Raw genomic sequence first — 24882 nt, 5'->3', positions numbered from 1 at the left:
CCGAGATCGCAGACCTCGCGCATCACGGAGGCAGCGGGACGCCGGTGAGCTCGGCGCAGGCCGTCAGCAGGCCGTCCTGGACGGCGATGTCGGCCGCCGCCGGGTGGGCCTCCCGGCGCCGCTGGTGGTACCAGTAGCCGCCGCTGGTCCGCGCCTCGGCGTCGTCGCCGGCCGCGAGCCACGCCTGGGTGACCGGGCCCTGCGAGAGGTCGTCGGGCGCACCGGCACCACCCATCTTCGTCGGCACCCAGCCCGGCTCGACGGCGTTGGACGCCACGTCGGGCCACCGCCGGGCGACGGCGAACGCGAGGACGACGTCCCACAGCTTGCTGTCGGCGTAGGCCTGCGAGCCGTTCCACCGTCGCCGGGTCCACTGCAGGTCGTCCAGCGCCGGGGTCCCGCCGCGAGCCATCCCCGACCCCAGGTAGACCAGCCGGTCCGGTCGCGGCATCAGCGCGGTGAGCAGGTACGGGGCCAGCACGTTCACCGCGAACACGTGCGCCAGGCCGTCCTCGGTCTCGATCCGCCGGGGCTCCCGGTAGCCGACGGCGGCGTTGTGGACGACGGCGTCGTAGCGGCCGGCCTGGTCCGCGACCGACCGCATCCCGGCGAGGGTGGACAGGTCACCGACCACCACCGCCTCCGCGGCGGGCAGCGCCGCCCGGGCGTCGGCGGCGCGGGACTCGTTCCGGGCGTGCAGGGTGACGCCGTGGCCCTGGGCGGCCAGCAGCTGCCCGGCCATCAGGCCGAGCCCGTCGGTGGAGCCGGTGATCAGGACGCGGGACACCCACCGTCTGTGCCACCGGGCGTGGCACCGCACACCTCAGCGGGCGAAACCGCCCACGTGCACCCGCGGGTCTGCAGCCCGGCGACCCCGGGGAAAGGCTGACGAGAGCCTCGACGCTCCCGCCCGCGTCAGGCGACGGTGCGCACTGGGCGCCTTCCGCAGCCGGTCCGCTCCTCGCTCGCAGACCTCGCTGCGATGCTCCCGCCCGCGTCAGGCGACGGTCGTCTCCAGCGTCACCGGCACGTTGCCGCGGGTGGCGTTGGAGTACGGGCACATCTGGTGCGCGGCCTCGACCAGGGCGTCCGCGGTCGCCTGGTCGACGCCGCCCAGCTCGACGTGCAGTGCGACCTCCAGCCCGAACCCGCCGTCGTCGGTGCGGCCGATGCCGACCTCCGCGGTGACGGCGGAGTCGGAGATCGGCGCCTTCCGCTGACCGGCGACCGCCTTCAGCGCGGAGTGGAAGCAAGCGGCGTAACCGGCGGCGAACAGCTGCTCGGGGTTGGTCGCCCCACCCGGGCCACCCATCTCCTTCGGCACTGCCAGGTCGAGGTCGACGAAGCCGTCATCGGAGCGGGTGTGGCCGTTACGGCCGTCCCCGGTCGAGGTGGCGACGGCGGTGTAGACGGCGGGCATGGGGATCTCCTGGCTCGGGAACGGACCACGCACTCCTGCCCGCTCGTTGCTCAGTCCAACCGCTCCAGGTGCCGGGGCGGGACGGCGTCGACCAGCCAGACCCCGTTGGCGGAGCGGGTGAAGGTGGCGCCGTCCCGGACCATCGCCGCGGCCTCCACCCGCAGCACCACGGGTCTCCCCCGCCGTGCGCCGACCTTCCGGGCGGTCTCCACATCGGCGCTCAGGTGCACCGCGTGCCGGTTCCCCGGCCCCAGCCCCTCGGCCAGGATCGCGGGGAGGAACCGCTCGACCGTGCCGTGGAACAGCTCGTCCGGCGGCACCGCGGCCACGTACCCGAGGTCGACCGGCACGCTGTGCCCCTGGCTGGCCCGGATCCGGGTGCCGGTGGGGTCGACGGCGAACCGCTGCTTGTCGTTGCGGGCCACGGCGTCGTCCAGCTGGGCCCTCGTGAGGTGCAGGGCGGCGAGCAGCTCGTCGACGTCGGCCCAGCCGGCGGCGTCCAGGGTGAGCCCGACGGCGTCCGGCCGGTGCCGCAGCACGTAGGACAGCCGCTTGCTCACCCGGACGACGTCCGGACCGCGGCGGTCAGGCCGCCCGCCCACCGGCCTCGGCCTTGACGTCGGCGGCGTACCGGTCGACGTACTCGTCGCCGGAGAGCCGCTGGAGCTCGGCCATGACCTGGTCGGTCAGGCGGCGCAGCACGGCGCCGTCGTCGGCCGATCCGCGCTCACCGGAGAAGTCCAGCGGCGCGCCGAACCGGATGACCACCCGCCCGGGCCGCGGCAGCCGGGCACCGGCCGGGTGCAGCGCGTGGGTGCCGACGACGGCGACCGGCACCACCGGGGCGCCGGTGGCGAGCGCGAGCCGCGCGACGCCCGTCTTGCCGCGGTGCAGCCGGCCGTCGGGCGACCGGGTGCCCTCGGGGTAGATGCCGAGGAGACCGCCGTCGGCGAGCACCTCCCGGCCGCGCCGCAACGCCGCCTCCGCGGCCGACGCGCCGCCCCGGTCCAGCGGCACCATGCCGATGCTCTCCAGCAGCAGGCGCATGGCCTTGCCGAGCAGTCCGGGCAGGGTGAAGAACTCGCTCTTGGCCAGGTACGTCACCCGGCGACGGAGGAGCACGGGTGGGAAGAACTGGTCCAGGGTCGAGGGGTGGTTACCGGCCAGGATGACCGGTCCGGAGGCCGGGAGGTGCTCGGCGCCCTCGACCCGGGGGCGGAAGAGGGCGAGGACGAACGGCCGGACCAGGGCCCGGACGACCGGGTAGGCGTCCACGGGGCTCAGCGCTCGTCCGGCGCCCGGCCGGCGTGGTCGACCAACTCGGCCGCGCTGTCCGGCCCGCCGTGCCGGCGCGCACAGGAGGCGCAGCAGAAGAAGACGCCGTCGGCCTCGACGCCGTGGCCGACCACCTTGACGCCGCAGTGCTCGCAGACCGGCGCGAGCGCGTGGATGGCGCACTCGAAGCTGTCGAAGGTGTGCACCGCGCCGGCGGTGTGCACCTCGAAGCTGAGCCGGTAGTCGTTGCCGCAGACCTCGCAGCTGGCCATGGGGCGTTCCTCTCGTCGGCGCGACCCGGGTGGTCGCGTGCGCAACCGACTACCCGAGCACCCACCTCGCTAACGGGAGGGCAGAAATGGCCATTTCCGCCCTCAGGCGGCGCGGGACTCCTCGGCGAGGGCGGCCAGCGCCTGCTCGAAGCACTGCTGCGGGGGCTGCACCAGGCCGGCGCCGACCTGACCGGTGCCGGCGACCCGCCCGGCCATGCCGGTGTTGATCTGCGGCAGCCACCCGGTGCGCGCCACCTGCAGGACGTCGATCCCGGTCGGCGAGCCGCGGAAGCCCAGGATCGGGATCTGCATCGCCGGGTTCTCGGCCAGGGTGAGCTGGTACATCCGCTCCGTCGTCGCCAGGGCGTCGGGCACGGTGCCGCCGACGAACCGGACGATCGCAGGGGCGGCGGCCATGGCGAACCCGCCGATGCCGTAGGTCTCCATGATCGCCGAGTCACCGATGTCGGGGTTGGCGTCGTCCGGGCCGTAGTCGCCGAGGAACAGCCCTACCGGGGTGTTCGCCGGGCCGGTGAACCAGCGGTCGCCGGTGCCGGCGGTCTGGATGCCGAACTCGGTGCCGTTGCGCGACATCACGGTGACCATCGTCGAGCCGGGGACGTCGCGGGCGGCGTCCAGCGCGAGCTTCGCCGACGGCATGCCGAGGTTGAGGAAGAAGTGCTCGTTGCCGCCGATGAAGGCCAGCGCGGCGGCGATGTCGGCCGAGGGCGCATCGACGCCGACGATCGCCGGGGAGAGCTCGCGCAGGGTCATCAGCGAGCCGGCGCGGTTGCGGTTGTGCCCCTCGTCGCCCATCTGCAGCATCTGGGCGAGCACGGCCTTGACGTCCAGCGGCTCGGTGCGCGACCGCACGGCCTTGGACAGCAGCGGGCCGAGCACGTCGCGCATCCAGGCCAGCCGGGTGAGCACCTCGTCGTTGAAGGCGCCCATCCGCAGCACCTTGCCCAGGCCCTCGTTGAGGTTGCAGAACGCCTGCCCGCCGTGCACCGGGTCGGTGAGGCACCACATCCACATCGACGGGCTGGTCACCCCGGCCATCGGCCCGACGGTGCGGTGGTGGTGGCAGGGGTCGAGGGTGATCTCCCCGGCGGCGAGGATCCGCTCGGCCTCCTCGACGGTGGACGCCCAGCCCTCGAACAGGCAGGCGCCGATGAACGCGCCGCGCATCGGGCCGGACGCCGTCTCCCAGGTCAGCGGCGGGCCGGAGTGCAGCAGCGTGCGGTCACCGACGTCGAGCACCTCGTGCGCGGGCCGGACGTCGACCAGGTGCGATCCGGCAGCGAGCAGCCGTTCGACCGCCGTCCGGTTGGCCGAGGCGCGGCGCGGGTCGAGCACGAGCTGGGCGAGGTCGTCGGCGGCACCGAAGGCGGGCGGGCGCCAGTCGACGTCGGTGACCGTCGCACCCTGGGCCCGGACGGCGGAGGAGAAGACCTCGACCCCCGCGGCGACGATGGCGGGCGCTGCCGACAGCAGGGGGTTCACGCCTGCACTCATCACGCGCGGTCTCCGATCAGGTCGAGGGCGTACCGGGTGGCCTGGGCGTTGCTGGCGAACACTGCGGCGCCGGCCTCGGCGAGCGCGTCGGCCTGCCGCGACCAGCCCTGCGGATCGGCCTCGGTGCCCACCAGCGCCACGACCACCGGCAGCCCGGCGGCCTGGAGCGCGGGGGCGAGGACGGCGGCCGGGTCCGGGTCGGCGCCGTGGCCGAGGACGACGTCCAGCAGCAGGACGGCGGGCTCCCCGCTCTGCGCCAGGGCGGCGATCGCCTCCAGCCGCAGCGTCGGGTCGATCATCGGGTGCGCGCGCCCCACGGTGAGCGCGTCGTCGCCGAAGTCGATGACCACGTGGCCGGTCGCCCGCAGATCGGTGCCGAGGTCGAGCTCGGGCCGCAGCGGGGTGTTGGAGCGGACGTCGCCGAGCACGGGGGCGGCCAGCAGCATCGCCTCGTCGGCGAGCGTGCCGCCGGAGTAGAAGCCCTTGAGGACGGCGCCGGTCGCGACGGCGTCGGCGGCGCCGGGGCGCGCGGGCCACTCGGGGACGGCGACGCCCAGGTCGCGGAGCAACGCCTCGACCGCGGCGGTGAGGTCGGGGGATTCCGGTGACAGCGCGGCCGACCGCACCGGCGTGGCCAGCTGCCCGGCGGCCTGCTGCACCCGCTCGGCCACCTCGGGCGCCGGCGGCTTGGAGACCAGCAGCACCCGCTCGGTGGCCGGGTCCTCGTCCAGGGCGGCCAGCGCATCGAGGGTGGCCAGCCCGCCGACCGCCGTCGACAGGTCGCGGCCGCCGACGCCGAGCACGTGCGAGACGCCGACGCCGGCGGCGTCGAGCAGGCAGCTGACCTGCTGGGCGCCGGTGCCGCTGGCGGCGACCAGGCCGACCGGGCCGCGGCGGACGACGTTGGCGAAGCCCAGGGCGACGCCGGAGACGATCGCGGTGCCGCAGTCCGGGCCCATGACCAGGACGCCGGCCTCGTGGGCGGCGCGCTTGAGCGCGACCTCGTGCTCGACCGGGACGCCGTCGCTGAAGACCAGCACCGAGCGGCCGGCGGCGATCGCGTCGGCGGCCTCGGCGACGGCGTAGGGGCCGGGGACGCTGACGATGGCCAGCGCCGGGTCGCCCGCGTCGGCGAGCGCGGCGCCGACGGTGCGGGCGGGGATGGCCTGCGCCGAGCCGCGGTCCTCCCGAGCGGTGAGCGCGGCCTCGACGGCGCCGACCGCGGCGGTCAGCTCGGCGTCGTCGGTGGCGCGCAGCGCGATGAGCAGCTGGTCGGGCTGCGCCTCGCCGTCAGGGGCCAGGCCCATGCCGGCGGCCAGCTCGAGGTTGAGCGGCGTGGCCATCGCGACGAGCACCGCGGTGACCCCGTCACGGGCGCCGATCTCGCGGCTGACCTGCATCAACCGGACCGAGTCGGCGTAGACGCCGCTGCGCAGGGAGACGTGCCGGACGCCCTGGGGTTCGCTCACCTTCGCGGACGCTACCGGAAAACCCTCTTAGCGGTGAAGTAGTTGGCGACTCAGGCGCGGAGGTCCAGCCGTTGCGCGCCGCCGCGCCGGGCCAGGACGTCGAGCATGGCCGTGATGTGCGCGCTGGTGCCGGAACGGTCTCCGTCTGCCGCGGGCTGCCGGGACAGCAGGTCGCGGAGGTAGGTCGCCGTGACCGGCTGACCGGACGGGAGCACCCCGCTCGTGCGGTCCATCGCGACCTGGGAGGCGATCATCGGCGCGAAGGCGCGCCCGTCCTCCCGGACGCCCTCCGACGTGAGCTGGGCACCCGTCGCCTCGAAGAGGAGGGCCCGGTCGTCCGCGGTCAAGACCGTGAGCAGGTTCTCCGGCCGGCCGGCCGAGCTCACCGGCGCGACGCCGGCAGGACGCCGGACGCCGTACGGCGCCGATGCGTCGGCGGTCGAGGTGATCCCGATCATCGAATGCGTCGACTCCTCGTGGTCGGTGCGGCGCAGCGGAACAACTCGACCGCGTTCTCGGCAGCCACGGCGTCGACCCGACCACGCTGACCGCGTCACGAAGATTTAGCACTGAGGTACTTCCGCCTCGCGGGATGGCAGTGACAGAGTGACGCCTTCCACAACCCGCCGTCCGCACCCGAGCCCGGAGGTGACCCGCAGCCGGTGAAGCCCGCTCCGTTCGGCTATGCCGACCCGTCGTCCGTCGACGAGGCCCTGCGCCTGCTCGACTCGGAGGGCGCGAAGGTGCTCGCCGGCGGCCAGTCGCTGCTGCCACTGCTGTCCATGCGACTGGCCGCGCCGACCACGCTGGTCGACATCAACCGGGTGCCGGGGCTGGACCGGATCGAGGCCGGCGACGACGGCGTCCGGGTGGGCGCCCTGGTGCGGCACGCCGCGCTGCTCGCCTCGGCCGAGGCCGCCGCCGTCCAGCCACTGCTGGGCCGGGCGACGGCGAACGTCGCGCATCCGGCGATCCGCACCCGCGGGACGACGGTCGGCTCCATCGCACACGCCGACCCGTCGGGGGAGATGACCGCGGTGCTGGCGCTGACGGACGGGTCCGTCACGGTCGCCACCCCGGGCGGGCCGGAGACGATCGGCTGGCGCGACTTCTTCGTCGGGCCGCTGGAGACCTCGGTGCAGGGGCCCGCCGTCGTCACCGATGCCTTCTTCCCGGCACTGCCCGACCGCTCGGGGACGGCGTTCGCCGAGATCGCCCGGCGCAAGGGCGACTACGCGGTGGCCGGCGCCGCCGTCGTCGTCACGCTGGACTCCGACCGCCGGGTCGCCGCGGCGCGGGCGGCCTACCTGTCGGTGGGGCTGGTGCCCGAGGTGCACGATCTGACCGACGCGGTGGGCGGGCAGCCGGTCGACACCGCCGACTGGGCCGCGGCCGGCGAGCTGGCCCGCGGCCTGGTGGAGCCGGACGGCGACCTGCACGCCAGCGCCGACTACCGCAGGCTGCTGGTGGCCACGCTGACCGCCCGCACCCTGGCGGACGCCGCGGCCGAGGCCGCATCCCGGACGGAGCAGTGATGACCGAGCAGACCCGGCGGATCTCCGTCGTCGTGAACGGTGTTGCACGTGAAGCATCCGTGCCGGTGCGCTGGCTGCTGTCCGACGCGCTGCGGCACGAGTTCGGGCTGACCGGCACCCACGTCGGCTGCGAGCACGGGGTGTGCGGGGCCTGCACGGTGCTCGTCGACGGCGAGCCGACCCGCTCCTGCCTGGTGCTCGCGGTGCAGGTCGACGGGCACGAGGTGACCACCGTCGAGGGTCTCTCCCGGCCGGACCACCAGGGCGGGGAGGTGCTGCACCCGATCCAGGAGGCGTTCCGCGAGTGCCACGCCCTGCAGTGCGGCTTCTGCACGCCGGGCTTCCTCACCACGATCGCCGCGGGCCTGGACGCCCGCGACCCGGCGGTGCCGATCTCCGAAGAGGAGGTCGACGAGCTGGTCGGCGGCAACCTGTGCCGCTGCACCGGCTACGCCAACATCAAGAAGGCCTGCCGGCGGGCCGCCGAGACGATGCGCGAGGCGGCCCAGTGACGACGAAGTTCTTCGGCGAGCCGGTGCGCCGGCGGGAGGACGCCCGGCTGATCGTCGGCAAGGGCCGCTACCTCGACGACATCGGCGCCGACGCCTACGCCGCCGCCTTCGTGCGCAGCCCCTACGCGCACGCGCGGGTGGTGGACATCGACGTCGCCGATGCGCTGGACGTCGAGGGTCTGCTGGCGATCTACACCTACGAGGACCTCACCGGTCCGATGGCCGAGCCGCTGCCGGTGCTCATCCCCCACCCGCAGCTCACCGCCCCGCGCACCGGCTACCCGCTGGTCCGCGACGTCGCTCGACACGTCGGCGAGCCGGTGGTGATGGTGGTGGCCACCGACCGGTACGTCGCCGAGGACGCCGCGGACAAGATCGCGATCACCTGGGAGGAGCTCCCGGTGGTCGTCGGGGTCGACGCCGCCGAGCGGGCCGAGGCCGTCGTCCACCCCGACGTCCCGGACAACGTCGCGGCCCGGCACCACCAGGAGACCGGCGACGTCGAGGCGGCGCTGGCCGCCAGCGCGCACACGCTCTCCTTCACCCAGTACTTCGAGCGCAGCGCCTCGATGCCGATGGAGGGCAAGGGGGTGCACGCGCGCTGGGACGACGCCGACTCCTCGCTGCGCGTCTACTCCAGCACCCAGGCGTCGACGTCGGTGCGGGCGGCGGTCGCGGCGAAGCTCGAGCTGTCGCTGGAGAAGGTCGAGGTCATCGCCCCGGACGTCGGCGGCGGGTTCGGCGTGAAGATCGTGCACCCGTGGCCGGAGGAGCTGCTGGTGCCGATGGCCGCGCGACTGCTCGGGCACCCGGTGAAGTGGACCGAGGACCGCCGCGAGCACTTCATCTCCAGCGCGCACGAGCGGCAGCAGCGCCAGGAGGTCACGGTGGGCTACGACGACGACGGGCGGATCACCGCGCTCGACGTCCTGGTCTGGCACGACAACGGCGCGTACACGCCCTACGGGATCATCGTGCCGATCAACACGGCCACCCAGCTGTGCGGTCCCTACGACGTCCCGGTCTACCGGGCGGTGGTGAACAGCGTCTACACCAACACCGTCGTCGTCACCCCGTACCGCGGGGCGGGCCGGCCGCAGGGCACGTTCGCGATGGAGCGGGCGATGGACCGGATCGCGCAGGAGCGCGGGCTGGACCGGCTCGAAGTACGGATGCGCAACCTGATCCAGGTCGACCAGTTCCCCTACGACTGGGGCCTGACGTTCCAGGACGGACGGCCGCTGGTCTACGACTCCGGCGACTACCCCGGGATGATGGCCAAGCTCCGGGCGCTGGCCGACTGGGACGGGTTCGCCGAGCGCCGGGCCGAGTCCGAGGCGCGCGGGAAGCTGCGCGGGATCGGGCTGGCGCCCTACGTGGAGGGCACCGGGCCCGGACCGTACGAGGGCGCGCACGTGCAGGTGCTGGGCAGCGGCAAGGTGCTGGTCTCCACCGGGCTGACGTCGCAGGGCCAGGGGCACGAGACGGTGTTCGCCCAGCTGGCGGCCGCGGAGCTCGGCGTCCCGATCGAGGACGTCGAGGTGACCACCGGTGACACCCGGCGGTTCGGGTACGCGGTCGGCACGTTCGCCTCGCGGGCCGCGGTGGTGAGCGGCAACGCGGTGGCGCAGGCGGCGCGCGGCGTGAAGGAGAAGGCGCTGCGGATCGCCGCCGAGGTGCTGGAGGTCGACCCCGCCGACCTGGAGATCGACGAGGGCCTGATCGGGGTGAAGGGGACGCCGGGGGCGACGATCCCGCTGCGCACGGTGGCGGTGCTGTCCAACCCGCTGCGGTACGCCTTCGACGAGGCGGCGCGGCAGGCCACCCAGTTCTCCGGGCCGGGCGACGACTCCAAGCCGCCGGTCGCCGAGGGCGATGCACCGGGGCTGGAGCACACCGACTACTACTCGCCGCTGCGCTCCACGTTCGCCTCGGGCGCGCACGCCGCGGAGGTGGAGATCGACCCGCTGACGTGGGAGATCGAGATCCTGAAGTACTCGGTGGTGCACGACTGCGGCAACGTGGTGAACCCGATGATCGTCGAGGGCCAGGTGCACGGCGGGGTGGCGCAGGGCGTGGGCGGGGCGCTGTACGAGCGGATGGCCTACGACCGCGACGGGCAGCTGACCAACGCGTCGTTCATGGACTTCCTGATGCCGTACGCGAGCGAGGTGCCGCCGGTGGCGATCGACCACCAGGAGACGCCGTCACCCCTGAACGCGCTGGGCATCAAGGGCGCCGGCGAGGCCGGCGTGATCCCCGGGTCCGCGGCGATCGCCTCGGCGATCGAGGACGCGGTGGAACGGCGGATCGCGGCGATGCCGATCTCGCCGTCGGAGCTGTACGACCTGGTGCGCTCGGACAGCGAGCGCGTGATCAACTCTTCTCCCGACGCGACTGGAGCGATGGCGTGAACCTGGACGGCAGTGCGGTGCTCTCGGCGGCGCCGGAGCGGGTGTGGTCGGTGATCACCGACCCGGCGGTGCTGGCGCGGACCATTCCGGGGTGCGAGTCGCTGCAGCAGGTCGGCGAGGACAGCTACACGATGGTCGTCTCGGCCGGGGTGGGCGCGATCCGCGGGAAGTACGCGGGCGAGGTGCGACTGTCGGACCTCACCTTCCCGTCCTCCTACGTGATGCACGCGAGCGGGTCGAGTGGGCCGGGGTCGGTGCGGGCGACGGTGCAGATCAAGCTCGTGCCCTCCGGCGACGACAGCACGGAGCTGACCTGGTCGGCCGACGCCGTGGTTGGCGGGGCCGTGGCCGGCGTGGGGCAGCGGATGATCACCGGCGTCGCGAAGCGGATGGCCGGGCAGTTCTTCGCCGCCATCGACAAGGAGCTCACCGAGCCGAACGTCGTCGCCGAGGTGACCCCGCTCGCCGCGGACGTTCCCGCGGGAACGTCCGCGGAGGTCGCGGCCGCACCGGTGACTCTCGCGGCGAAGGCCCCGGCTGCGGCGGGTGGCTGGGTGCCGGCGGAGGCCAGGCCGCTGCTGGTCGGCGCCGCCGGCGGCGGTCTGCTGACCCTGCTCGGCGTCTGGGTCGGCTACCTCCTGGGCCGCCGCGGCTGACCCGACCCCTACGACTCGACGGGTTCGGCGAGGTTCGGCCCGGCGATCTGCCAACCGTCCTCGAGCTCCCCGGTGAAGCCATCGGGGAGCAGCCGGGCGGTGCCGCCCTCGACCTGTGCGCCACCGACTCCGATCCAGACCCCGCGCTGGTCGAAGTCCGCGTCGTTCGCGCACGACGAACCCGCCACCCAGTCCCCGTCCTCGACGGTGCCGGTCAGGGCGACGACGCACCACGGGCGGTCGGCCGGCCCCTGCGCGGCGTAGACGCGGGCGCCCTGCACCTCCCCGATGTAGCGGGTCTCGCCCAGCTCCTGATGGAGGTCGACGCCGTCGGGAACGGCGTCCACCGTCGTCGCGGGCCGGTCGAACACGGCCAGCTCGGGCGCGGCAGAGCTGCTGCAGCCGGCGATGGCGAGCACGGTCGCGGCGAGGGGAGCAGCCGTCGTCCTCGATGCCGGTGGCATGGGCGAACGGTAACGGAGGCGGGCGCTCACCGGTCCTCCGTCCACGCTGCAGAACTGGCCGCCCGCCGGCCGGACATCAGGTCGCGGCAGCTCCCGCGACCCGTCGGCCGAGGAAGTCGCGGATCAGCGCAGCGACCTGGCCCCCCGCGCTCTCCAGCAGGAAGTGGCCGCCGTCGAGCAGGTGAACCTCCGCATCGACGGCGTCCTGCGCGAAGCTGCGCGCCCCGTCCGGGCCGAAGATCTCGTCGTTCCTCCCCCACACCGCGAGCACGGGCACCCGGCTGTCCCGCAGGTACCGGTGGAGCGCCGGGTACAGCGGCGGATTCGTGCGGTAATCGCGGAACAGCGCCAGCTGGACGAGGTCGTTGCCGGGGCGCGACACCAGCGCGGAGTCGTGGTGCCAGGTGTCCGGGCTGACCACGGTCTCGTCGGCGACCCCGTGCAGGTACTGCCAGCGGATCGCGTCGAGGTTCAGCGCGGTCCGGATCGCCGCCTCGGTGGCCGGGTTTGGGTCCCGGGCGTAGTCCCAGACAGGCGCCCAGAAACTGTCGACGAAGCCGGCGTCGTAGCCGTTGCCGTTCTGGGTGACGATCGCGGTGATCGCCTCCGGGTCGCGCAGCGCCAGCCGCCAGCCGACCGGGGCGCCGTAGTCCTGGACGTAGACGGCGTACCGCGTCACGCCCAGCCCGCGCAGCAGACCGGCGGTCAGGTCGGCCAGTGCGTCGAAGGTGTAGTCGAACTCCGTGACCGGCGGCGCATCGGACAGCCCGAAGCCGAGCATGTCCGGCGCGATCACCCGGTGACGGTCGGCCAGCCGCGGGATCAGCTCGCGGAACATGAACGAGCTGGTCGGGTAGCCGTGCAGCAGGACGACGACCGGGGCGTCGGCCGGACCCGCCTCGCGGTAGAAGAGCTGCCGCCCGTTGACGACAGCGGTCCGGTGGTGCACGTGATCCATGATGTCTAACCCCTCTGAATGCCGTTGGTAGTTAGGAACATGGCAGGCCCGTGTGTAACCTGTCAAACGACTCAGGGAGGTTAGGTGCACCCGACGGATCACTCGCCGGCCGACGAGGCGTTCCTGCTCGAGCTGCTGAACACGACCCCGGTCGTCGACGGCGCCCGGCAGGACCTGCTGGCCGGCGAACCGGGCAGGGCGTGGCTGCGGGACCACGGCGGCGACGGGTCGGCGGCCGAGCAGGACGCGACCCGCACCGCCCGCGACGCACTCCAGGCCGTCGCTCGCGGGGAGGAGCCGGCCGGGTCGCTGACGCCGCTGCTGTCCGGCGTCCGCCTGGCACCCACCGTCGGGGACGAGGGCATCAGCTGGGGCCTCGTCGAGGTGCCACCGGCCCGGAGCCTGTCGGTCCGGGCGCTGCTGGCCTGGGATGCGGTGCACCGCACCAACCCCGGGCGCCTGCGGCCGTGCGCCAACGAGGAGTGCGCGCTGTTCCTCCTCGACCGCAGCAAGCCGAACCGGGCGCGCTGGTGCTCGATGGCCACCTGCGGCAACCGGATGAAGGCCCGCCGGCACCACGAGCGCACCCGCGCCGACGCCTCGGCCGGCGGGCCGAGAGGCTGACCGGCGGGTGCGGGGGTGGAGCCCATCCCCCGCACCCGGCCGGTCAGCTGCGGCCGAGCATCTCGGCGGTCAGCACCTGACCGCCCAGCCCCCAGCCGCCCTCGACCACCTCGTCGACGAGCACGAGGGTCGTGGCGCGGGCCCGCTCGCCGTACACGTCGGCGTAGGCGTCGGTGACGGCGTCGATGAGCTTCTGCTTCGACTCGGGCGTGAGGGTGTCGGCGGGGACCTTGAGGTTGGCGAACGGCACGGGACTCTCCTCTTTCGTGGGGTGGGTTTCTCGGGGTGGGCTTCTCGGGGTGGGGCGGGTCAGACCAGCCCGCCGTTGACGCGCAGCACCTGCCCGTGCACCCAGCGACCATCGGAACCGGCGAGGAAGGAGACCACCCGGGCGACGTCGTCCGGCGTCCCCAGCCGCTCCATCGGCGGCTCGGCGGCCAGCCGGGCGAGCAGCTCTTCGCTCTTGCCGTGCAGGAACAGGTCGGTGGCGACCGGGCCGGGGGCGACGGCGTTGGCCGTGACGTCCCGTCCGCGCCACTCCTCGGCCAGCACCGCGGTGAGCGCCTCGACCGCTCCCTTGCTCGCCGCGTAGGCGCCATAGCCGGGCAGCGGCCGGCCGACGACCGAGGTCGAGAACAGCACCAGAGCACCCCCGGCCCGCAGCCGGCGGGCGGCCTGCTGGGCGACGACGAAGCTGCCGCGGACGTTGGTGCGGTGGATGGCGTCGAGGTCGGCGAGGTCCAGCTCGGCCACTGGGGCCAGCGCCATCCGGCCGGCGGCGTGCACGACGACGTCCACACCGCCGAAGGCCTCCTCGGCGGCGCCGAACGCGGCGGCGACGGCGGCCTCGTCGGCGACGTCCGCCTGCACGGCGATCGCCTGCCCACCGGCCTGCCGCACCTCGGCGACGACGGACTCGGCATCGGCCGTGCGCCCGGCGTAGCCGGCGACGACGGCGAACCCGTCGGCGGCCAGCCGGCGGACGATGGCGCGGCCGATGCCACGGGATCCTCCGGTGACGACGGCGACGCGCGGAGTGCTCTCGGTCATGGTGGTCCTCTCGCTCCCTGCCGGCCGGGGTGGACCGGCACTGCGACCACCGTGGGCCGACCGGCGACGGGCAACCAGGCGCCGCTCACCCGGGGGACGACGACCCCTGGCTGCCCGGTCCCCGGGTGCCGACACTGAGGACGTGGACGCAGCAGAGCTCGGCGCCTTCCTCGCCTCGCGGCGGGCGCGCATCCGGCCGGCGGACGTCGGCCTGCCCACCGGGCCCCGGCGACGGGTGCCCGGGCTGCGCCGGGACGAGGTGTCCGCGCTGGCCGGGGCGTCGGTGGAGTACTACACCGAGCTCGAGCAGGGGAAGGGCGCCCACCCCTCGGCGCAGATGCTCACCGCGCTGGCGCGGGCGCTGCGACTGAGCGCGGACGAGCACGACCACCTGTTCCACCTGGCCGGCCTGCCGGTGCAGCCGACCGGTCCCGGCACCGAGCACGTCCAGCCGGGGATGCTGGCGCTGCTGGACCGGCTGGACCGCACGCCGGCGCGGATCATCAGCGACCTGGACGAGACGCTCGCCCAGAACCGGCTGGGGGCGGCACTGCTCGGCGACCCCGGGCCGACCGCCGGGCTCGAGGCGAGCTTCGTGTACCGCTGGTTCACCGACCCGGCCAGCCGCAGCATCTACCCGGTCGAGGACCACCCTCGGCACTCCCGGGAGTTCACCGCCGACCTGCGGGCCACCGTCGCCCGCCGCGGGCAGGACGCGCAGGCAGCGGAGCTCGTCGCCCGGTTGCATGCGGCCAGCGCGGAGTTCGCCGCGCTCTGGGACTCCGGGGACGTCGCCGTCCGCCGGTCGGTGCGCAAGCGGATCGTGCACCCGGCGCTCGGGGTGCTGGAGCTGGACTGCCAGCGGCTGTTCAGCGAGGACGGCCGGCAGCGGCTGCTGTTCTTCACCGCCCCACCGGGCAGCGCGGCCGTCGGCCAGCTGGAGCTGCTGGCGGTCATCGGCCACCAGGACCTGGCCACGGGCGCGGAGGAGTCCTCGGTGGACCAGGTCAGCCGCCCCCCGGCGTGATGGCCGGTTCGTCACCGCGCGCTGGTGACGCGCAGGCCGTCCAGCGCCGTGGCCAGGATCGGCCTGGAGTAGCCGGGGTCGCCGTGGATGGCGCTCACCGCGATGACCATGTCGAGCACCTGCTCCAACGCCAGGTCACCGCGGATCTCGCCGGCGTCCTGGGCGGCGGCGAGCAGCGGCCGGCCGGCGGTGAGCACCCGCTCGCGGCTGCGGTCGAGCACCGGGCCGGGGCCGTCGGCCTGGGCCAGCAGCTCGGCGGCGATCGCGTGCTTGCTGGCGATGAACGCGGCGAACCGGTGCACCCAGGCGATCAGCGCGTCGCCCGGAGAACCGGCCTGCGCGGACGCCGCCGCGCACACGGCGTCCACCTGGTCGGTGTAGAGCGCCTCCAGCAGCTCCCGTCGCCCCGGGAAGTTCCGGTAGAGCGTCGCCATCCCCACGCCGGCGCGGCGGGCGATCTCCGCCATCGACATCGGCGCACCCGGCTCGGCGAACCCCTCCCGGGCGGCGGCGAGGATGCGCTCCCGGTTGCGCTCGGCGTCGGCTCGTCTGGGCGGCATGGCTTCCTAACCGGACAGGGTGTCCACTACGGTGAACGGACAGGCTGTCCGCTTCCGGCACAGCCTAGCCACGACGAGGAGCACACCGTGGAACAGCGACCCCTCGGCCGCACCGGCATGTCCGTCAGCCAGCTCTGCCTCGGCGCCATGATGTTCGGCGCCGCCGGCAACCCCGACCACGACGAGGGGATGCGGATCGTCCACCGCGCCCTCGACGCCGGCATCACCTTCATCGACACCGCCGACGTCTACTCCGGCGGCGAGTCCGAGGAGGTCGTCGGCAAGGCCCTGGCCGGCGGACGTCGCGACGACGTCGTGCTGGCCACCAAGGTCGGCCTGCCGTTCGGGCAGGACCCCAACCAGCGCGGCATGTCGCGCCGCTGGATCACCCAGGCCGTGGAGAACTCGCTGCGCCGGCTGGGCACCGACTGGATCGACCTCTACCAGGTGCACCGCCTCGACCCGGCCACCGACGTCGACGAGGCCCTGGGCGCGCTGTCCGACCTGGTGCACGCCGGCAAGATCCGGGCCTTCGGCGCCTCGACGGTGCCGGCGTCGGAGATCGTCGAGGCGCAGTGGACCGCCGAGCGCCGCGGCCGGGAGCGGTTCCGCACCGAGCAGCCGCCGTACTCGATGCTGACCCGCGCCGTGGAGGCCGACGTCCTGCCCACCGCCCAGCGGTACGGGATGGGCGTGCTCAGCTACAGCCCGCTGGCCGGCGGCTGGCTGTCCGGCAAGTACCGCAAGGGCGCAGAGGTCAGCGGCCCGGGCTCGGTCGGCCGCGCCCAGCGGTTCCCCGGCGTCTACGACGCCGCGAACCCGGCGAACGCCGCCAAGCTCGACGCCGCCGACGCCCTGGGCGCGCTCGCCGACGAGAGCGGGCTGACGCTGGTGCAGCTGGCGATCGCCTTCGTCGTCCGGCACCCGGCGGTGACCTCGGCGATCGTCGGCCCGCGGACGATGGAGCACCTGGAGTCCTACCTGGCCGCCGACGGCGTCGAGCTGTCCGACGACGTGCTCGACCGCATCGACGCGATCGTCCCGCCCGGACACACCGTCAACGTCGGCGACAACATGTGGACGACGCCCGCTCTGGCCCCGGCCGCCCGGCGCCGCTGACACGCGACAGGCCGGCCCGGCTGCTGACCTGGTCGCAGGCCTGCGCCGTCCACGGCGGGGTGCAGCCCTGCTCCTTGTCGCGGCCGCGCTGCCCCTGCCACTTCGCCCCCCAGGCAGCCTTGCGCGAGGCCCCCGCAGCCGCTTCCTGGCGTCGGTGGTGGGGCACGGCCGGCCGGTCGCCGCCGACAGCCGCCTCGGCGCAGGCCCCGCCGTCCGGCTCCGCCTCCCCACCGCACCCCCGACGGGTGCCCCCGGGGGTTGACACAAGTGGTCGTTGATGACGGGGTGGGCTGGTGAAAACTGACATGGTGAACGTGCTGGCAGCTGAAGAGCAGGGGCTGACGATCGACTGGGAGAACCTGCCCACCTACAACACCGTGATGTCCGTGGCCGGTGGCGCCGGGCTCCTCCTGCTGGTGGCTCTCGGCTACCTGCTGGTGACGCGTCGCACGGTGGCGTTCGAGGGATGGGCACTGGCCTTCGGGGTCCTCGGCCTGATCCTCACGCCGACCGGCCTGCACATGACCCTCACCTGGCCACTGGCACCCGACTTCCCCTTCGACAACATCGTCTTCGGTGAGACGTCGCTCGCCTTCGGCGTGATGCTCCTGGCGACGTCCTTCTACCTGTGGAAGCGCAGCGCCAGCCTGGCCGCGGAGGCGGATCCGCTCGCTTCCCTGGCGAGGACGTTCCTGCCCTTCTCCCTCTTCGCCGTCGGCATGGGCCTGGGCTGCTTCGGGATCGCCGCCGCCGGCTGGCGGTACACGCTCTTCGCGGCCCCTCCCGAGGAGCCCATCTCCGGCAACTTCGCCGACCAGCCCATGCTGGAGGCGACGTTCATCTCGATGCTGTTCGTCCTGGTCGGCATCGGGGCGGTCCTGCTGCCGCTGGTCCTGCGCGCACGTCGGCTCAACCTCGTCGCCTGGATCGCCGGGATCTGCTGGGCGGTGTCCGGAGCCGCCTTCTTCCTCTTCGGCGCGTTGAACTTCTTCACCCACATCGGGCTCATCGTCAACACCATGTGAGGACTGCCGGCCGGGCCGGCGCGAGGCCGGCCCGGCCCGATCGGGCAGGGAGCGACGTCAGCCGGTGACGACGGCGATCTCGTTCGGGGTGACGTCGAGCTCGCCGGTGGCCAGCACCTCGCCGGTGGCCAGGTCGACCGCGTGCACCGCGTTCGCGGCCGGCTCGGTGACGTAGGCGATGCCGTCGACGACCTTCAGCGCCGGGTGCGGGTCCTGCCACTCGACAGCGGCTCGCCGTCCGCGGCCAGGCCGCCGACGGACCCGACCGTGGTCGCGACCAGCCGGTTGCCCAGCGGCACCAAGGCGCCGTCGTGCGGCTCGGCCTCCACCTGCCCGACCTCGGTCAGCTCCCCGTCGCCCAGCGCCGTGCGGTCGAGCACGATCCCGGCCCCGGTGTCCGGGGAGAACAGCGCGGTCAGCGTCTCCGAGGAGGCGACCCGGACGCGGCCGGACCAGTCGAGGGTGCCGACCACCCGGGCCGGCGCCCGGTGGTAGTGCACGTGGTCGCCGTGGTCGACGGTCCAGGTCCCGGTGTCGACGACGGTGAGCTCGCCCTCGGGCTCGGACGTCGCGAACAGGAACCGGCCGTCGGTGGCGACCTCGGCCACGTCGCCGACCGCACCCAGCTCGGCCGACTCCTCGGTGAGCAGGTCGATGGCGTGCACCGAGCCGGCGTCGTCGAGGTAGGCCAGCTGCAGCTGCGGCTCGGTCAGCTCGGCGGCGCCGGCCACGTAGCCGTGCCCGCCGGTGGAGGAGGCGGCCGCAGCGTCGGTGGGCCCGGCGGCGTCTGAGGCACCCGAGGCGCAGCCGGCGAGCAGCAGCACACCGGTCAGGGCACTCAGGGCGGGGCGGGGCGGACGGGACACGGCTGCTCCAGAGGTCGGGGGTCAGCGGGGGACGACGGCGCGCGCGGTGACCGACATGGCCACCAGCACGACCGCGGAGAAGGCGATCGAGGCGCCGCCGGCGGTGCCGGCGTGCCAGGACAGGAGCAGGCCGGCGAGCACGGCCGCGGCGCCGAACAGCGCCCCCAGGGCCATGGTCGAGGGCAGCCGGTCGGTCCACTGGCTGGCCGCGGCGGCCGGGGCGAGGAGCAGCGCGACGACCAGCAGGGTGCCCAGCGCCTGGTAGCTGGTGACGACGGCGGCGGTCACCAGCAGCACCATGGCGACGTGCGCCGCGCGGGGGCGCAGCCCGAGGGTGGCCGCCGCGCGCGGGTCGAAGGAGAGCGCGACGAACGGTCGGTGCAGCAGCGCCGTGGCGCCGATCAGGACGACCAGCGCGACGGAGAGCAGCACCACCTCGGCCGGGCGGATCGCCAGGACGTCACCGAAGAGGATCGCCGTGACGTCGGTGGCGAACGACCGGGAGCGGGACACGATGGCGACGCCGAGCGAGAGCATGCCGACGAACAGCAGCCCGATCGACGTGTCGTGGGACAGGCCGGCCCGCCGGGACACCGCGCCGACCCCGACGCTCATCACCCCGGCGCTCACGGCCGCGCCGACCAGCGGCGGCCAGCCGGCGAGCACGGCCACCGCGACCCCCGGCAGCATGCCGTGTGCGAGCGCCTCCCCCAGGAACGCCATCCCGCGGACGGCCCGAACGGCGCGGGGAAGTCGACGCTGCTCGACGTGCTCGCCGGCGTGCTGCCATCGACGGCCGGCCGGGTCGAGCGGCCGCGCGGGCTGACCATGGCGTACGTGCCCCAGCACAGCGCGGTCAGCCCCCACCTGCCGCTGACCGTCGCCGACACGCTCGCCATCGGGCGCTGGCGGGACCGGGGGCCGTGGCGGCGGCTGCGCCGGTCCGACCGGGACCTGGTTGCCGACTGCGCCGACCGGCTGGGCCTCACCCCGCTGCTGGACCGCCCGCTGTCGGCCGTCTCCGGCGGGCAGCGACAACGGGCACTGGTGGCCCAGGGACTGGTGGCCCGCGCCGACGTCCTGCTCGTCGACGAGCCGACCGCCGGGGTCGACGCGGGGACGCAGGAGGCCCTCCTGGACGCGCTGCGCACCGAGGCGGAGCGAGGTGCCGCGGTGCTGCACGCCACCCACGAGGACGCCGCCGTCGCGCACGCCGACGCGGTCCTCGCCCTCGACCGGGGACGCGTCGTCGCGGGCCCGGCCGCGATCAGTCCAGGACGGCGGTGACCTCCACCTCGACCAGGAAGTCGGGGTCGAAGAGCACCGAGACGCCGATCAGCGACGCAGGCGCGGCCGGGGTCACGCCCAGCTCGGCCGAGGCCCGGGCCACCCCGTCGAGGAAGGCGGGCATCTTGTCCAGCGTCCAGTCGACGACGTAGACGGTCATCTTCGCGACGTCGGCGAAGGTTGCGCCGACCTCGGCCAGCGCGGTGCCGGCGTTGCGGTAGGCCTGCGCGACCTGGGCCGCGAAGTCGCCCACGCCCACCTTCTCCCCCGACGCGTCGACGGCGACCTGGCCGGCGACGAACACCTGCCTCGACCCGGTCGCCACCGAGACCTGGTGGTAGACGTCGGGCGCCGGCAGACCGGCCGGGTTGACCAGGGTGATCGCCATGCTGACTCCTCGTCCGAAGGGCCCGGCGACTCCGGGCGCGGGGTCAACATAGCAGCGTTATGGAATGTACTGTCCAGCTCGTGGCCCGCCCGAAGGACCCGGCGGTCCGCACCCTGCTCATCGAGCGGGCGGCCGCCATGCTGCGGGCGCGCGAGCCGATCACGCTGCGCTCGCTGGTCGCCGGCACCGGGGTCTCGACGATGGCCGTCTACACGCACTTCGACGGGATGGACGGCCTGTGGCAGGCCCTGCGGCAGGAGGGCTTCACCCGGCTGGGGGCCCGGTTCGCAACGGTCGCCACGACGGCCGATCCGGTGCGCGACCTGACCGCCCTGTCCGTGGCGTACCTGGACCACGCACTCACCCACCCCGACCTGTACCGGGTGATGTTCGACGCGAGCGTCGACCTGGAGGACCTCCCCGCCGCCGACGCGACCCTCGAGCACCTGGTGCAGGCCGCCCGCCGGGGCCGGGACGCCGGGCGCTTCCGGGCCGACGTCGTCCCGCTGGACCTGGCGATCCAGAGCTGGAGCATCGGCCACGGGCTGGTCTCCCTCGTCGCCACCGGCCCGCTGCCCCGCGAGATCCTCGACCACGGCCCGTTCCTGCTCGGCGCGCTCTTCACCGCCTGCGGCGACAACCCCGACCGCGCCGGCGCCTCGGTCGCGCAGGGCTGGCACCGCCCGGCGCCGGACGACGAGGTGACACGCCCCCCCTGAGATCAGCCGCGGACGGAGGTCCACCCCTGCGCGCGGAGTCGGTCGAAGCCGTCGAGCAGCAGGTCGAGGGCGAACTCGAACTCGAACTGCTCGTCGCACCCCGCGCCGACGCCGGACAGGTCACCGGCGGTCGCCGCCACCGCGATCTCCAGGATGTGCGGGTACTTCTCGGCGAACTCCGCCGCCAGCGCCTGCTGCTCCTCGGGCGTCGGGGGCGTGGGGTCCGGAGCCGGCGGCTCGTCGAACAGCTCGGGGCTGAACCCCCAGATCCGGTTGCCCAGCGCGTGCATCACGTGGTGAGTGAGGTCGGCGGAGAACCCCCCGCGCCGGAAGGTGCCGGCGAGGGAGTCCATGTACCCGAGCACCGCCGGCGTCCGGTGGGTCCGCGACTCGATCGCCTGCCGCGCCCACGGGTGCCGCAGCACCGCCCGCCGCGCCGAGAGCACCCGGGCCCGCACCGCGGCCTGCCAGTCCAGCGCCGGGTCGGCCGGCTCGAACTCGCCGACGACGACGTCGACCATGCCGTCGAGCAACTGGTCCTTGCCCGCGACGTGCTTGTAGAGCGCCATCGGGACGACGCCGAGGTCCTGAGCCAGCCGCCGCATGCTCACCGCCTCGACCCCCTCGGCGTCGGCGAGGTCGACCGCGGCGCGCAGCACCCGGTCGGTGCTCAGCGGCGTCCGCCGCCCCGTCGGAGCCACCCGGGCAACCTACCCCGTTGACAGGTGTACGACGTACACCTAGCGTCCTCCGCGTCGGGTGTACGCCGTACACCAACGAGGCGAGAGGGGTTCGTCGTGGGTTCCAGCAGCGCGAGCAGGCGCCAGTGGTGGGTCCTGGCAGGTCTCCTCCTGCTCAGCCTCGTCCCGGTGCTCGCCGGTGCGGTCCGGATCGGCGAGCTCGCCGGCGACCCGGAGGTGACCGCGGCCAACGCCCGGTTCGTCGCCGCCCCGGCACCCGTGGTCGTGCACATCGTCAGCGCGACGGTGTACTCCCTGCTGGGGGCGTTCCAGTTCGTCCCGCGCATCCGCCGGCGCCGGCCCGGCTGGCACCGGCTCGCCGGTCGCGTGCTGATCCCCGCCGGGCTCGTCGCAGCGCTCTCCGGCGTGTGGATGACGCTGTTCTACGCGCGACCGCCGGCGGACGACGTGCTGCTGACCCCGATCCGGCTGTTCTTCGGCGGAGCGATGGCCGGCTGCATCGTGCTCGGGTTCGTGGCCATCCAGCGGCGCGACATCATGCACCACCGTGCCTGGATGGCCCGTGGCTACGCGATCGGTCTCGGCGCCGGTACCCAGGTGCTGACCCACCTGCCCTGGGCACTGCTGGGCGGCGAACCCGCCGGTGGCGGCCGGGTGGCGGCGATGCTGGCCGGCTGGGTGGTCAACCTGGCGGTGGTCGAGTGGGCGCTGCGGCGCCGACCGGCCGCGCCGTCCCGGCCGCGCCCGGTTCCCGCGGCCGCCTGAGCGGCTCAGCCCGCCGCGGCCCGGTCCCGCAACCGCCCGGCGAGCCAGGCCCGCTCCGCAGGTCACGCGCCCCCCGGAGAGGGCACGATGTCGTCACACGACCCGCAGGTGGGCGGTACGAGGGGGGCGGACAGGTGTTGGGCCGACGGGAGGACGTGGGTGCCCTGCGGGCCGAGCTCGTGGAGGTGACGGCGCGCATCGCCGCTCATCCGCTGGCCTCGGACCGCATCCGGGCCGCCCGCACGGTGGTGGACGAGCGCAGATCGAGGGAGCCGGCCGAGATCGACGCGGCGCTCGCGGCCGACGGGTTGCCGAGCGCCCACGAGCTCGGCCGGGCCCAGGTGTCCGGCACGTGGAGCTGGTGGAAGCTGCACCGGCGGAAGCGGCAGCTCGAGAAGCGGATCGAGCGCGCGCTCCCCCGGTGAGCGCGCGGGCACACGGCGACGGCCGGGAGCAGGCGGTGCCGACTCCCGGCCGCGGCCGGTGCGGGGTCACTGCACCGGCCGCCGCCTGCTGAGCGCCCAGCCCGCGACCAGCGAGGCGACGACCCAGCCGCCCATCGTCAGCAGCGAGGCCACCTCGGCATCGCCGCGGGCGAACCGCAGCACCGCCTGTGCGGGGTCGACGGCGTCGGCGACCTGCCGGTCCCAGGCGCGGACGACCTGCATCAGGCCGAGGATCGCCAGGTAGAGGCCGGTCAGCGCCGCCGGGGCGTTCGCCGTCGCCGCGCCGACGCCCAGGCCGATCAGCGCGAACGCCGCCCCGGCGCCCACCGCGGTCAGCGCCGCCTGGACGGCGCCGTCCCAGGAGACGGCGGGATCGGCCAGCCCGGCGAGGACCAGCCACGACGCCCCCACCGACACCGCCGAGAGGGCGACACCGAGCAGCGCCAGCGCCAGCGTCTTGGCCGCGAGCACGCGTCCGCGCTGCGGCACCAGCAGGTAGGTGGTCTCCGCGGTCCGGTGCGTCCACTCCCCGGCGGTGCTGAGCACCCCCAGGGCGAGCAGCAGCAGGCCGGCCATGATGCCCACCACCGCGAACGGGCCGGTCACGTCGGGATAGCCGTCGTCGGTCGCCTCCAGCAGGGCCATTCCCGCCGGCCCGGCCAGCACGGCGGCGAGGGCGAGCATCCGGCCCGAGCGGGTGGTCAGGGTCTTGCGCAGCTCCAGGCCGACGAGGGTCGGCAGCGAGGCGCGGGTCGGGCGGACGGTGGGCCGCACCGGGGCGGCGGTGTCGAGGGTCGTGCTCATGTCCGGTCTCCTCAGCGCTCAGTGGGGGTGGGGGCAGCTCCGGCGTCGTCCGTGAGCTGGAAGAACAGGTCCTCGAGGCCGCGCTGCACCGGGTGCAGCTCGATCAGCGCGACCCCGGCCTCGGCAGCGACGGCGCCGACGGTGGCCGGGTCGGCGCCGGTCACGACCAGCACGCCGTCGTCCTGGCGTTCCACGTGGAACTCCCGGGCCCGCAGCGCGTCGCCCAGCGCCCGGGGGTCGACCGACCGCACCGCGGTGCCGCTGTCGCCCAGCAGCGAGCCGACCGGGCCGTCGGCGACGATCCGCCCGCCGCCGATGACCAGCAGCCGGTCGACGGTGTGCTCGACCTCGCTGAGCAGGTGCGAGGAGAGCAGCACGGTGCCGCCGCGCGCCGCGTGGCCGCGCAGCAGGCCACGCAGCCAGCGGATGCCGTCCGGGTCCAGCCCGTTGGCCGGCTCGTCGAACACCAGCACCGGCGGAGCGGTGAGCAGCGCTGCAGCGATGCCGAGCCGCTGCCGCATCCCCAGGGAGTACCCGCCCACCCGTCGCCGCGCGGCGTCGGCGAGCCCGACCAGCTCCAGCACCTCGTCGACCCGCCGGGAGTCGACGCCGACGGCGGTGGCGAGCAGCCGCAGGTGCGCCCGGCCGGTGCGGCCGGGGTGCACGGCGGAGGCGTCGAGCAGGATGCCGACGACGGCGCCCGGGTTGGCCAGGTCGGCGTAGCGCCGGCCGTCGATCGTCGCCGTGCCCGCGGTGGCCGGGATCAGCCCGGTCGTCATCCGCATCGTGGTGGTCTTGCCGGCGCCGTTCGGGCCGAGGAAGCCGGTCACCGTGCCGGGCTCGAGGGTGAAGGTGACGTCGTCGACGACGGTGCGCCCGCCGTAGCGCTTGGTCAGTCCGCTGACCGAGATCATGGGTGCCTCCGGGGATCGGTGTGTGCTCCCAATCTCCGGCGAATCCCCTGGTCGGCGCGTCGGCCGGAGGCAGCGACCCGGCTGGCCGGACGTCGCG

Annotated in this window: 31 protein-coding genes; 12 read left to right on the top strand and 19 right to left on the bottom strand. The window is 74.5% G+C overall.

Annotated features, from left to right (window positions below; all coding sequences use genetic code 11):
* Positions 1-22: 22 nt before the first annotated feature.
* The 8 genes from ACI79Y_RS16825 to ACI79Y_RS16790 form a co-directional block, all read right to left on the bottom strand.
* On the bottom strand, positions 23-787 hold the full coding sequence (locus ACI79Y_RS16825) for an SDR family NAD(P)-dependent oxidoreductase (RefSeq protein ID WP_457159593.1): 765 nt from the start codon (positions 785-787) through the stop codon (positions 23-25).
* 210 nt (positions 788-997) lie between these two features.
* Positions 998-1420: an organic hydroperoxide resistance protein gene (locus ACI79Y_RS16820; RefSeq protein WP_457159592.1), complete on the bottom strand. Its 423-nt coding sequence runs from the start codon at positions 1418-1420 to the stop codon at positions 998-1000.
* Positions 1421-1470: 50 nt separating this feature from the next.
* Positions 1471-1980 (bottom strand): RNA 2'-phosphotransferase, encoded by a 510-nt coding sequence (locus ACI79Y_RS16815; protein WP_457159591.1) that lies wholly within the window; start codon positions 1978-1980, stop codon positions 1471-1473.
* 25 nt (positions 1981-2005) lie between these two features.
* Positions 2006-2695: a lysophospholipid acyltransferase family protein gene (locus ACI79Y_RS16810; RefSeq protein WP_457159590.1), complete on the bottom strand. Its 690-nt coding sequence runs from the start codon at positions 2693-2695 to the stop codon at positions 2006-2008.
* A 5-nt stretch (positions 2696-2700) separates the two neighbouring features.
* Positions 2701-2967 carry a hypothetical protein gene (locus ACI79Y_RS16805; protein ID WP_457159589.1) on the bottom strand — a complete coding sequence of 89 codons (267 nt, stop codon included), beginning with the start codon at positions 2965-2967 and terminating at the stop codon, positions 2701-2703.
* 102 nt (positions 2968-3069) lie between these two features.
* On the bottom strand, positions 3070-4470 hold the full coding sequence (locus ACI79Y_RS16800; protein ID WP_457159588.1) for a DUF1116 domain-containing protein: 1401 nt from the start codon (positions 4468-4470) through the stop codon (positions 3070-3072).
* Between the two features lie 11 nt (positions 4471-4481).
* The gene (locus ACI79Y_RS16795) at positions 4482-5951 is read right to left on the bottom strand and encodes an FdrA family protein (RefSeq protein ID WP_457159587.1); all 1470 of its coding nucleotides are present in this window, start codon (positions 5949-5951) and stop codon (positions 4482-4484) included.
* Between the two features lie 50 nt (positions 5952-6001).
* Complete coding sequence (locus ACI79Y_RS16790; RefSeq protein WP_457159586.1) at positions 6002-6409, bottom strand: hypothetical protein; 408 nt, start codon at positions 6407-6409, stop codon at positions 6002-6004.
* A gap of 204 nt (positions 6410-6613) precedes the next feature.
* Here ACI79Y_RS16790 and ACI79Y_RS16785 point away from each other — a divergent pair, with 204 nt between their 5' ends.
* Genes ACI79Y_RS16785 through ACI79Y_RS16770 form a run of 4 tightly spaced genes read left to right on the top strand, consistent with a single transcriptional unit; the run spans position 6614 to position 11068 of the window.
* Positions 6614-7486, top strand: a complete 873-nt coding sequence (locus tag ACI79Y_RS16785) for an FAD binding domain-containing protein (protein WP_457159585.1) — start codon at positions 6614-6616, stop codon at positions 7484-7486.
* Positions 7486-7998, top strand: coding sequence for a (2Fe-2S)-binding protein (locus ACI79Y_RS16780; RefSeq protein WP_457159584.1), 513 nt, complete (start codon positions 7486-7488; stop codon positions 7996-7998). Before ACI79Y_RS16785 ends, ACI79Y_RS16780 begins: the two co-directional genes overlap by 1 nt.
* Positions 7995-10412, top strand: a complete 2418-nt coding sequence (gene cutA / locus ACI79Y_RS16775; protein WP_457159583.1) for an aerobic carbon-monoxide dehydrogenase large subunit — start codon at positions 7995-7997, stop codon at positions 10410-10412. The genes ACI79Y_RS16780 and cutA overlap by 4 nt, the downstream gene beginning before the upstream one ends.
* Positions 10409-11068, top strand: coding sequence for an SRPBCC family protein (locus tag ACI79Y_RS16770; RefSeq protein WP_457159582.1), 660 nt, complete (start codon positions 10409-10411; stop codon positions 11066-11068). Before cutA ends, ACI79Y_RS16770 begins: the two co-directional genes overlap by 4 nt.
* An 8-nt stretch (positions 11069-11076) precedes the next feature.
* Here ACI79Y_RS16770 and ACI79Y_RS16765 read toward each other — a convergent pair whose 3' ends face one another.
* Both ACI79Y_RS16765 and ACI79Y_RS16760 read right to left on the bottom strand, forming a co-directional pair.
* Complete coding sequence (locus ACI79Y_RS16765; protein ID WP_457159581.1) at positions 11077-11532, bottom strand: hypothetical protein; 456 nt, start codon at positions 11530-11532, stop codon at positions 11077-11079.
* A gap of 76 nt (positions 11533-11608) precedes the next feature.
* The gene (locus tag ACI79Y_RS16760) at positions 11609-12481 is read right to left on the bottom strand and encodes an alpha/beta fold hydrolase (RefSeq protein WP_457159580.1); all 873 of its coding nucleotides are present in this window, start codon (positions 12479-12481) and stop codon (positions 11609-11611) included.
* A 93-nt stretch (positions 12482-12574) separates the two neighbouring features.
* On the opposite strand from ACI79Y_RS16760, the gene ACI79Y_RS16755 reads away from it, so the two are divergent.
* On the top strand, positions 12575-13114 hold the full coding sequence (locus tag ACI79Y_RS16755; protein ID WP_457159579.1) for a CGNR zinc finger domain-containing protein: 540 nt from the start codon (positions 12575-12577) through the stop codon (positions 13112-13114).
* A 43-nt stretch (positions 13115-13157) separates the two neighbouring features.
* Here the strand turns inward: ACI79Y_RS16755 and ACI79Y_RS16750 are convergent, their stop codons facing one another.
* Together ACI79Y_RS16750 and ACI79Y_RS16745 are read right to left on the bottom strand one after the other, a co-directional pair.
* Positions 13158-13364: a tautomerase family protein gene (locus ACI79Y_RS16750; protein ID WP_457074190.1), complete on the bottom strand. Its 207-nt coding sequence runs from the start codon at positions 13362-13364 to the stop codon at positions 13158-13160.
* A gap of 59 nt (positions 13365-13423) precedes the next feature.
* The gene (locus ACI79Y_RS16745; protein WP_457159578.1) at positions 13424-14164 is read right to left on the bottom strand and encodes an SDR family oxidoreductase; all 741 of its coding nucleotides are present in this window, start codon (positions 14162-14164) and stop codon (positions 13424-13426) included.
* A gap of 142 nt (positions 14165-14306) precedes the next feature.
* On the opposite strand from ACI79Y_RS16745, the gene ACI79Y_RS16740 reads away from it, so the two are divergent.
* On the top strand, positions 14307-15191 hold the full coding sequence (locus tag ACI79Y_RS16740) for a helix-turn-helix domain-containing protein (RefSeq protein ID WP_457159577.1): 885 nt from the start codon (positions 14307-14309) through the stop codon (positions 15189-15191).
* An 11-nt stretch (positions 15192-15202) separates the two neighbouring features.
* On the opposite strand, the gene ACI79Y_RS16735 is transcribed toward ACI79Y_RS16740, so the two are convergent.
* Positions 15203-15751 carry a TetR/AcrR family transcriptional regulator gene (locus tag ACI79Y_RS16735; RefSeq protein ID WP_457159576.1) on the bottom strand — a complete coding sequence of 183 codons (549 nt, stop codon included), beginning with the start codon at positions 15749-15751 and terminating at the stop codon, positions 15203-15205.
* 87 nt (positions 15752-15838) lie between these two features.
* On the opposite strand from ACI79Y_RS16735, the gene ACI79Y_RS16730 reads away from it, so the two are divergent.
* Both ACI79Y_RS16730 and ACI79Y_RS16725 read left to right on the top strand, forming a co-directional pair.
* Positions 15839-16870 (top strand): aldo/keto reductase, encoded by a 1032-nt coding sequence (locus ACI79Y_RS16730; protein WP_457159575.1) that lies wholly within the window; start codon positions 15839-15841, stop codon positions 16868-16870.
* A 293-nt stretch (positions 16871-17163) separates the two neighbouring features.
* Positions 17164-17895 carry a DUF981 family protein gene (locus ACI79Y_RS16725; RefSeq protein WP_457159574.1) on the top strand — a complete coding sequence of 244 codons (732 nt, stop codon included), beginning with the start codon at positions 17164-17166 and terminating at the stop codon, positions 17893-17895.
* A 194-nt stretch (positions 17896-18089) separates the two neighbouring features.
* Here the strand turns inward: ACI79Y_RS16725 and ACI79Y_RS16720 are convergent, their stop codons facing one another.
* Together ACI79Y_RS16720 and ACI79Y_RS16715 are read right to left on the bottom strand one after the other, a co-directional pair.
* Positions 18090-18761 (bottom strand): hypothetical protein, encoded by a 672-nt coding sequence (locus tag ACI79Y_RS16720; RefSeq protein WP_457159573.1) that lies wholly within the window; start codon positions 18759-18761, stop codon positions 18090-18092.
* Positions 18762-18782: 21 nt separating this feature from the next.
* A complete protein-coding gene (locus ACI79Y_RS16715; protein ID WP_457159572.1) occupies positions 18783-19451 on the bottom strand; it encodes a metal ABC transporter permease in 669 nt (222 codons plus the stop codon).
* A 3-nt stretch (positions 19452-19454) separates the two neighbouring features.
* On the opposite strand from ACI79Y_RS16715, the gene ACI79Y_RS16710 reads away from it, so the two are divergent.
* Positions 19455-20048: an ATP-binding cassette domain-containing protein gene (locus ACI79Y_RS16710; protein WP_457159571.1), complete on the top strand. Its 594-nt coding sequence runs from the start codon at positions 19455-19457 to the stop codon at positions 20046-20048.
* On the opposite strand, the gene ACI79Y_RS16705 is transcribed toward ACI79Y_RS16710, so the two are convergent.
* The gene (locus ACI79Y_RS16705) at positions 20029-20436 is read right to left on the bottom strand and encodes a RidA family protein (RefSeq protein WP_457159570.1); all 408 of its coding nucleotides are present in this window, start codon (positions 20434-20436) and stop codon (positions 20029-20031) included. The genes ACI79Y_RS16710 and ACI79Y_RS16705 overlap by 20 nt on opposite strands.
* 80 nt (positions 20437-20516) lie before the next feature.
* Between ACI79Y_RS16705 and ACI79Y_RS16700 the strand changes: the two genes are divergently transcribed.
* Positions 20517-21155, top strand: coding sequence for a TetR/AcrR family transcriptional regulator (locus tag ACI79Y_RS16700; protein WP_457159569.1), 639 nt, complete (start codon positions 20517-20519; stop codon positions 21153-21155).
* Between the two features lie 2 nt (positions 21156-21157).
* Here ACI79Y_RS16700 and ACI79Y_RS16695 read toward each other — a convergent pair whose 3' ends face one another.
* Positions 21158-21856, bottom strand: a complete 699-nt coding sequence (locus ACI79Y_RS16695; RefSeq protein WP_457159568.1) for a TetR/AcrR family transcriptional regulator — start codon at positions 21854-21856, stop codon at positions 21158-21160.
* Positions 21857-21952: 96 nt separating this feature from the next.
* Here ACI79Y_RS16695 and ACI79Y_RS16690 point away from each other — a divergent pair, with 96 nt between their 5' ends.
* Positions 21953-22621, top strand: coding sequence for a DUF2306 domain-containing protein (locus ACI79Y_RS16690; RefSeq protein WP_457159567.1), 669 nt, complete (start codon positions 21953-21955; stop codon positions 22619-22621).
* A 155-nt stretch (positions 22622-22776) separates the two neighbouring features.
* Entirely contained in the window at positions 22777-23046 is a 270-nt protein-coding gene (locus ACI79Y_RS16685) for a hypothetical protein (RefSeq protein WP_457159566.1), read from the top strand.
* 66 nt (positions 23047-23112) lie between these two features.
* Here the strand turns inward: ACI79Y_RS16685 and ACI79Y_RS16680 are convergent, their stop codons facing one another.
* Together ACI79Y_RS16680 and ACI79Y_RS16675 are read right to left on the bottom strand one after the other, a co-directional pair.
* Positions 23113-23871, bottom strand: coding sequence for a hypothetical protein (locus tag ACI79Y_RS16680; RefSeq protein WP_457159565.1), 759 nt, complete (start codon positions 23869-23871; stop codon positions 23113-23115).
* Between the two features lie 11 nt (positions 23872-23882).
* The gene (locus tag ACI79Y_RS16675) at positions 23883-24785 is read right to left on the bottom strand and encodes an ABC transporter ATP-binding protein (RefSeq protein ID WP_457159564.1); all 903 of its coding nucleotides are present in this window, start codon (positions 24783-24785) and stop codon (positions 23883-23885) included.
* Between the last annotated feature and the right edge of the window lie 97 nt (positions 24786-24882).

The sequence above is a fragment of the Modestobacter sp. SYSU DS0875 genome, from assembly GCF_054050915.1.
The sequence above is the reverse complement of the archived record's forward strand: the minus strand, read 5'-3'. Positions and strand labels throughout refer to the sequence as shown.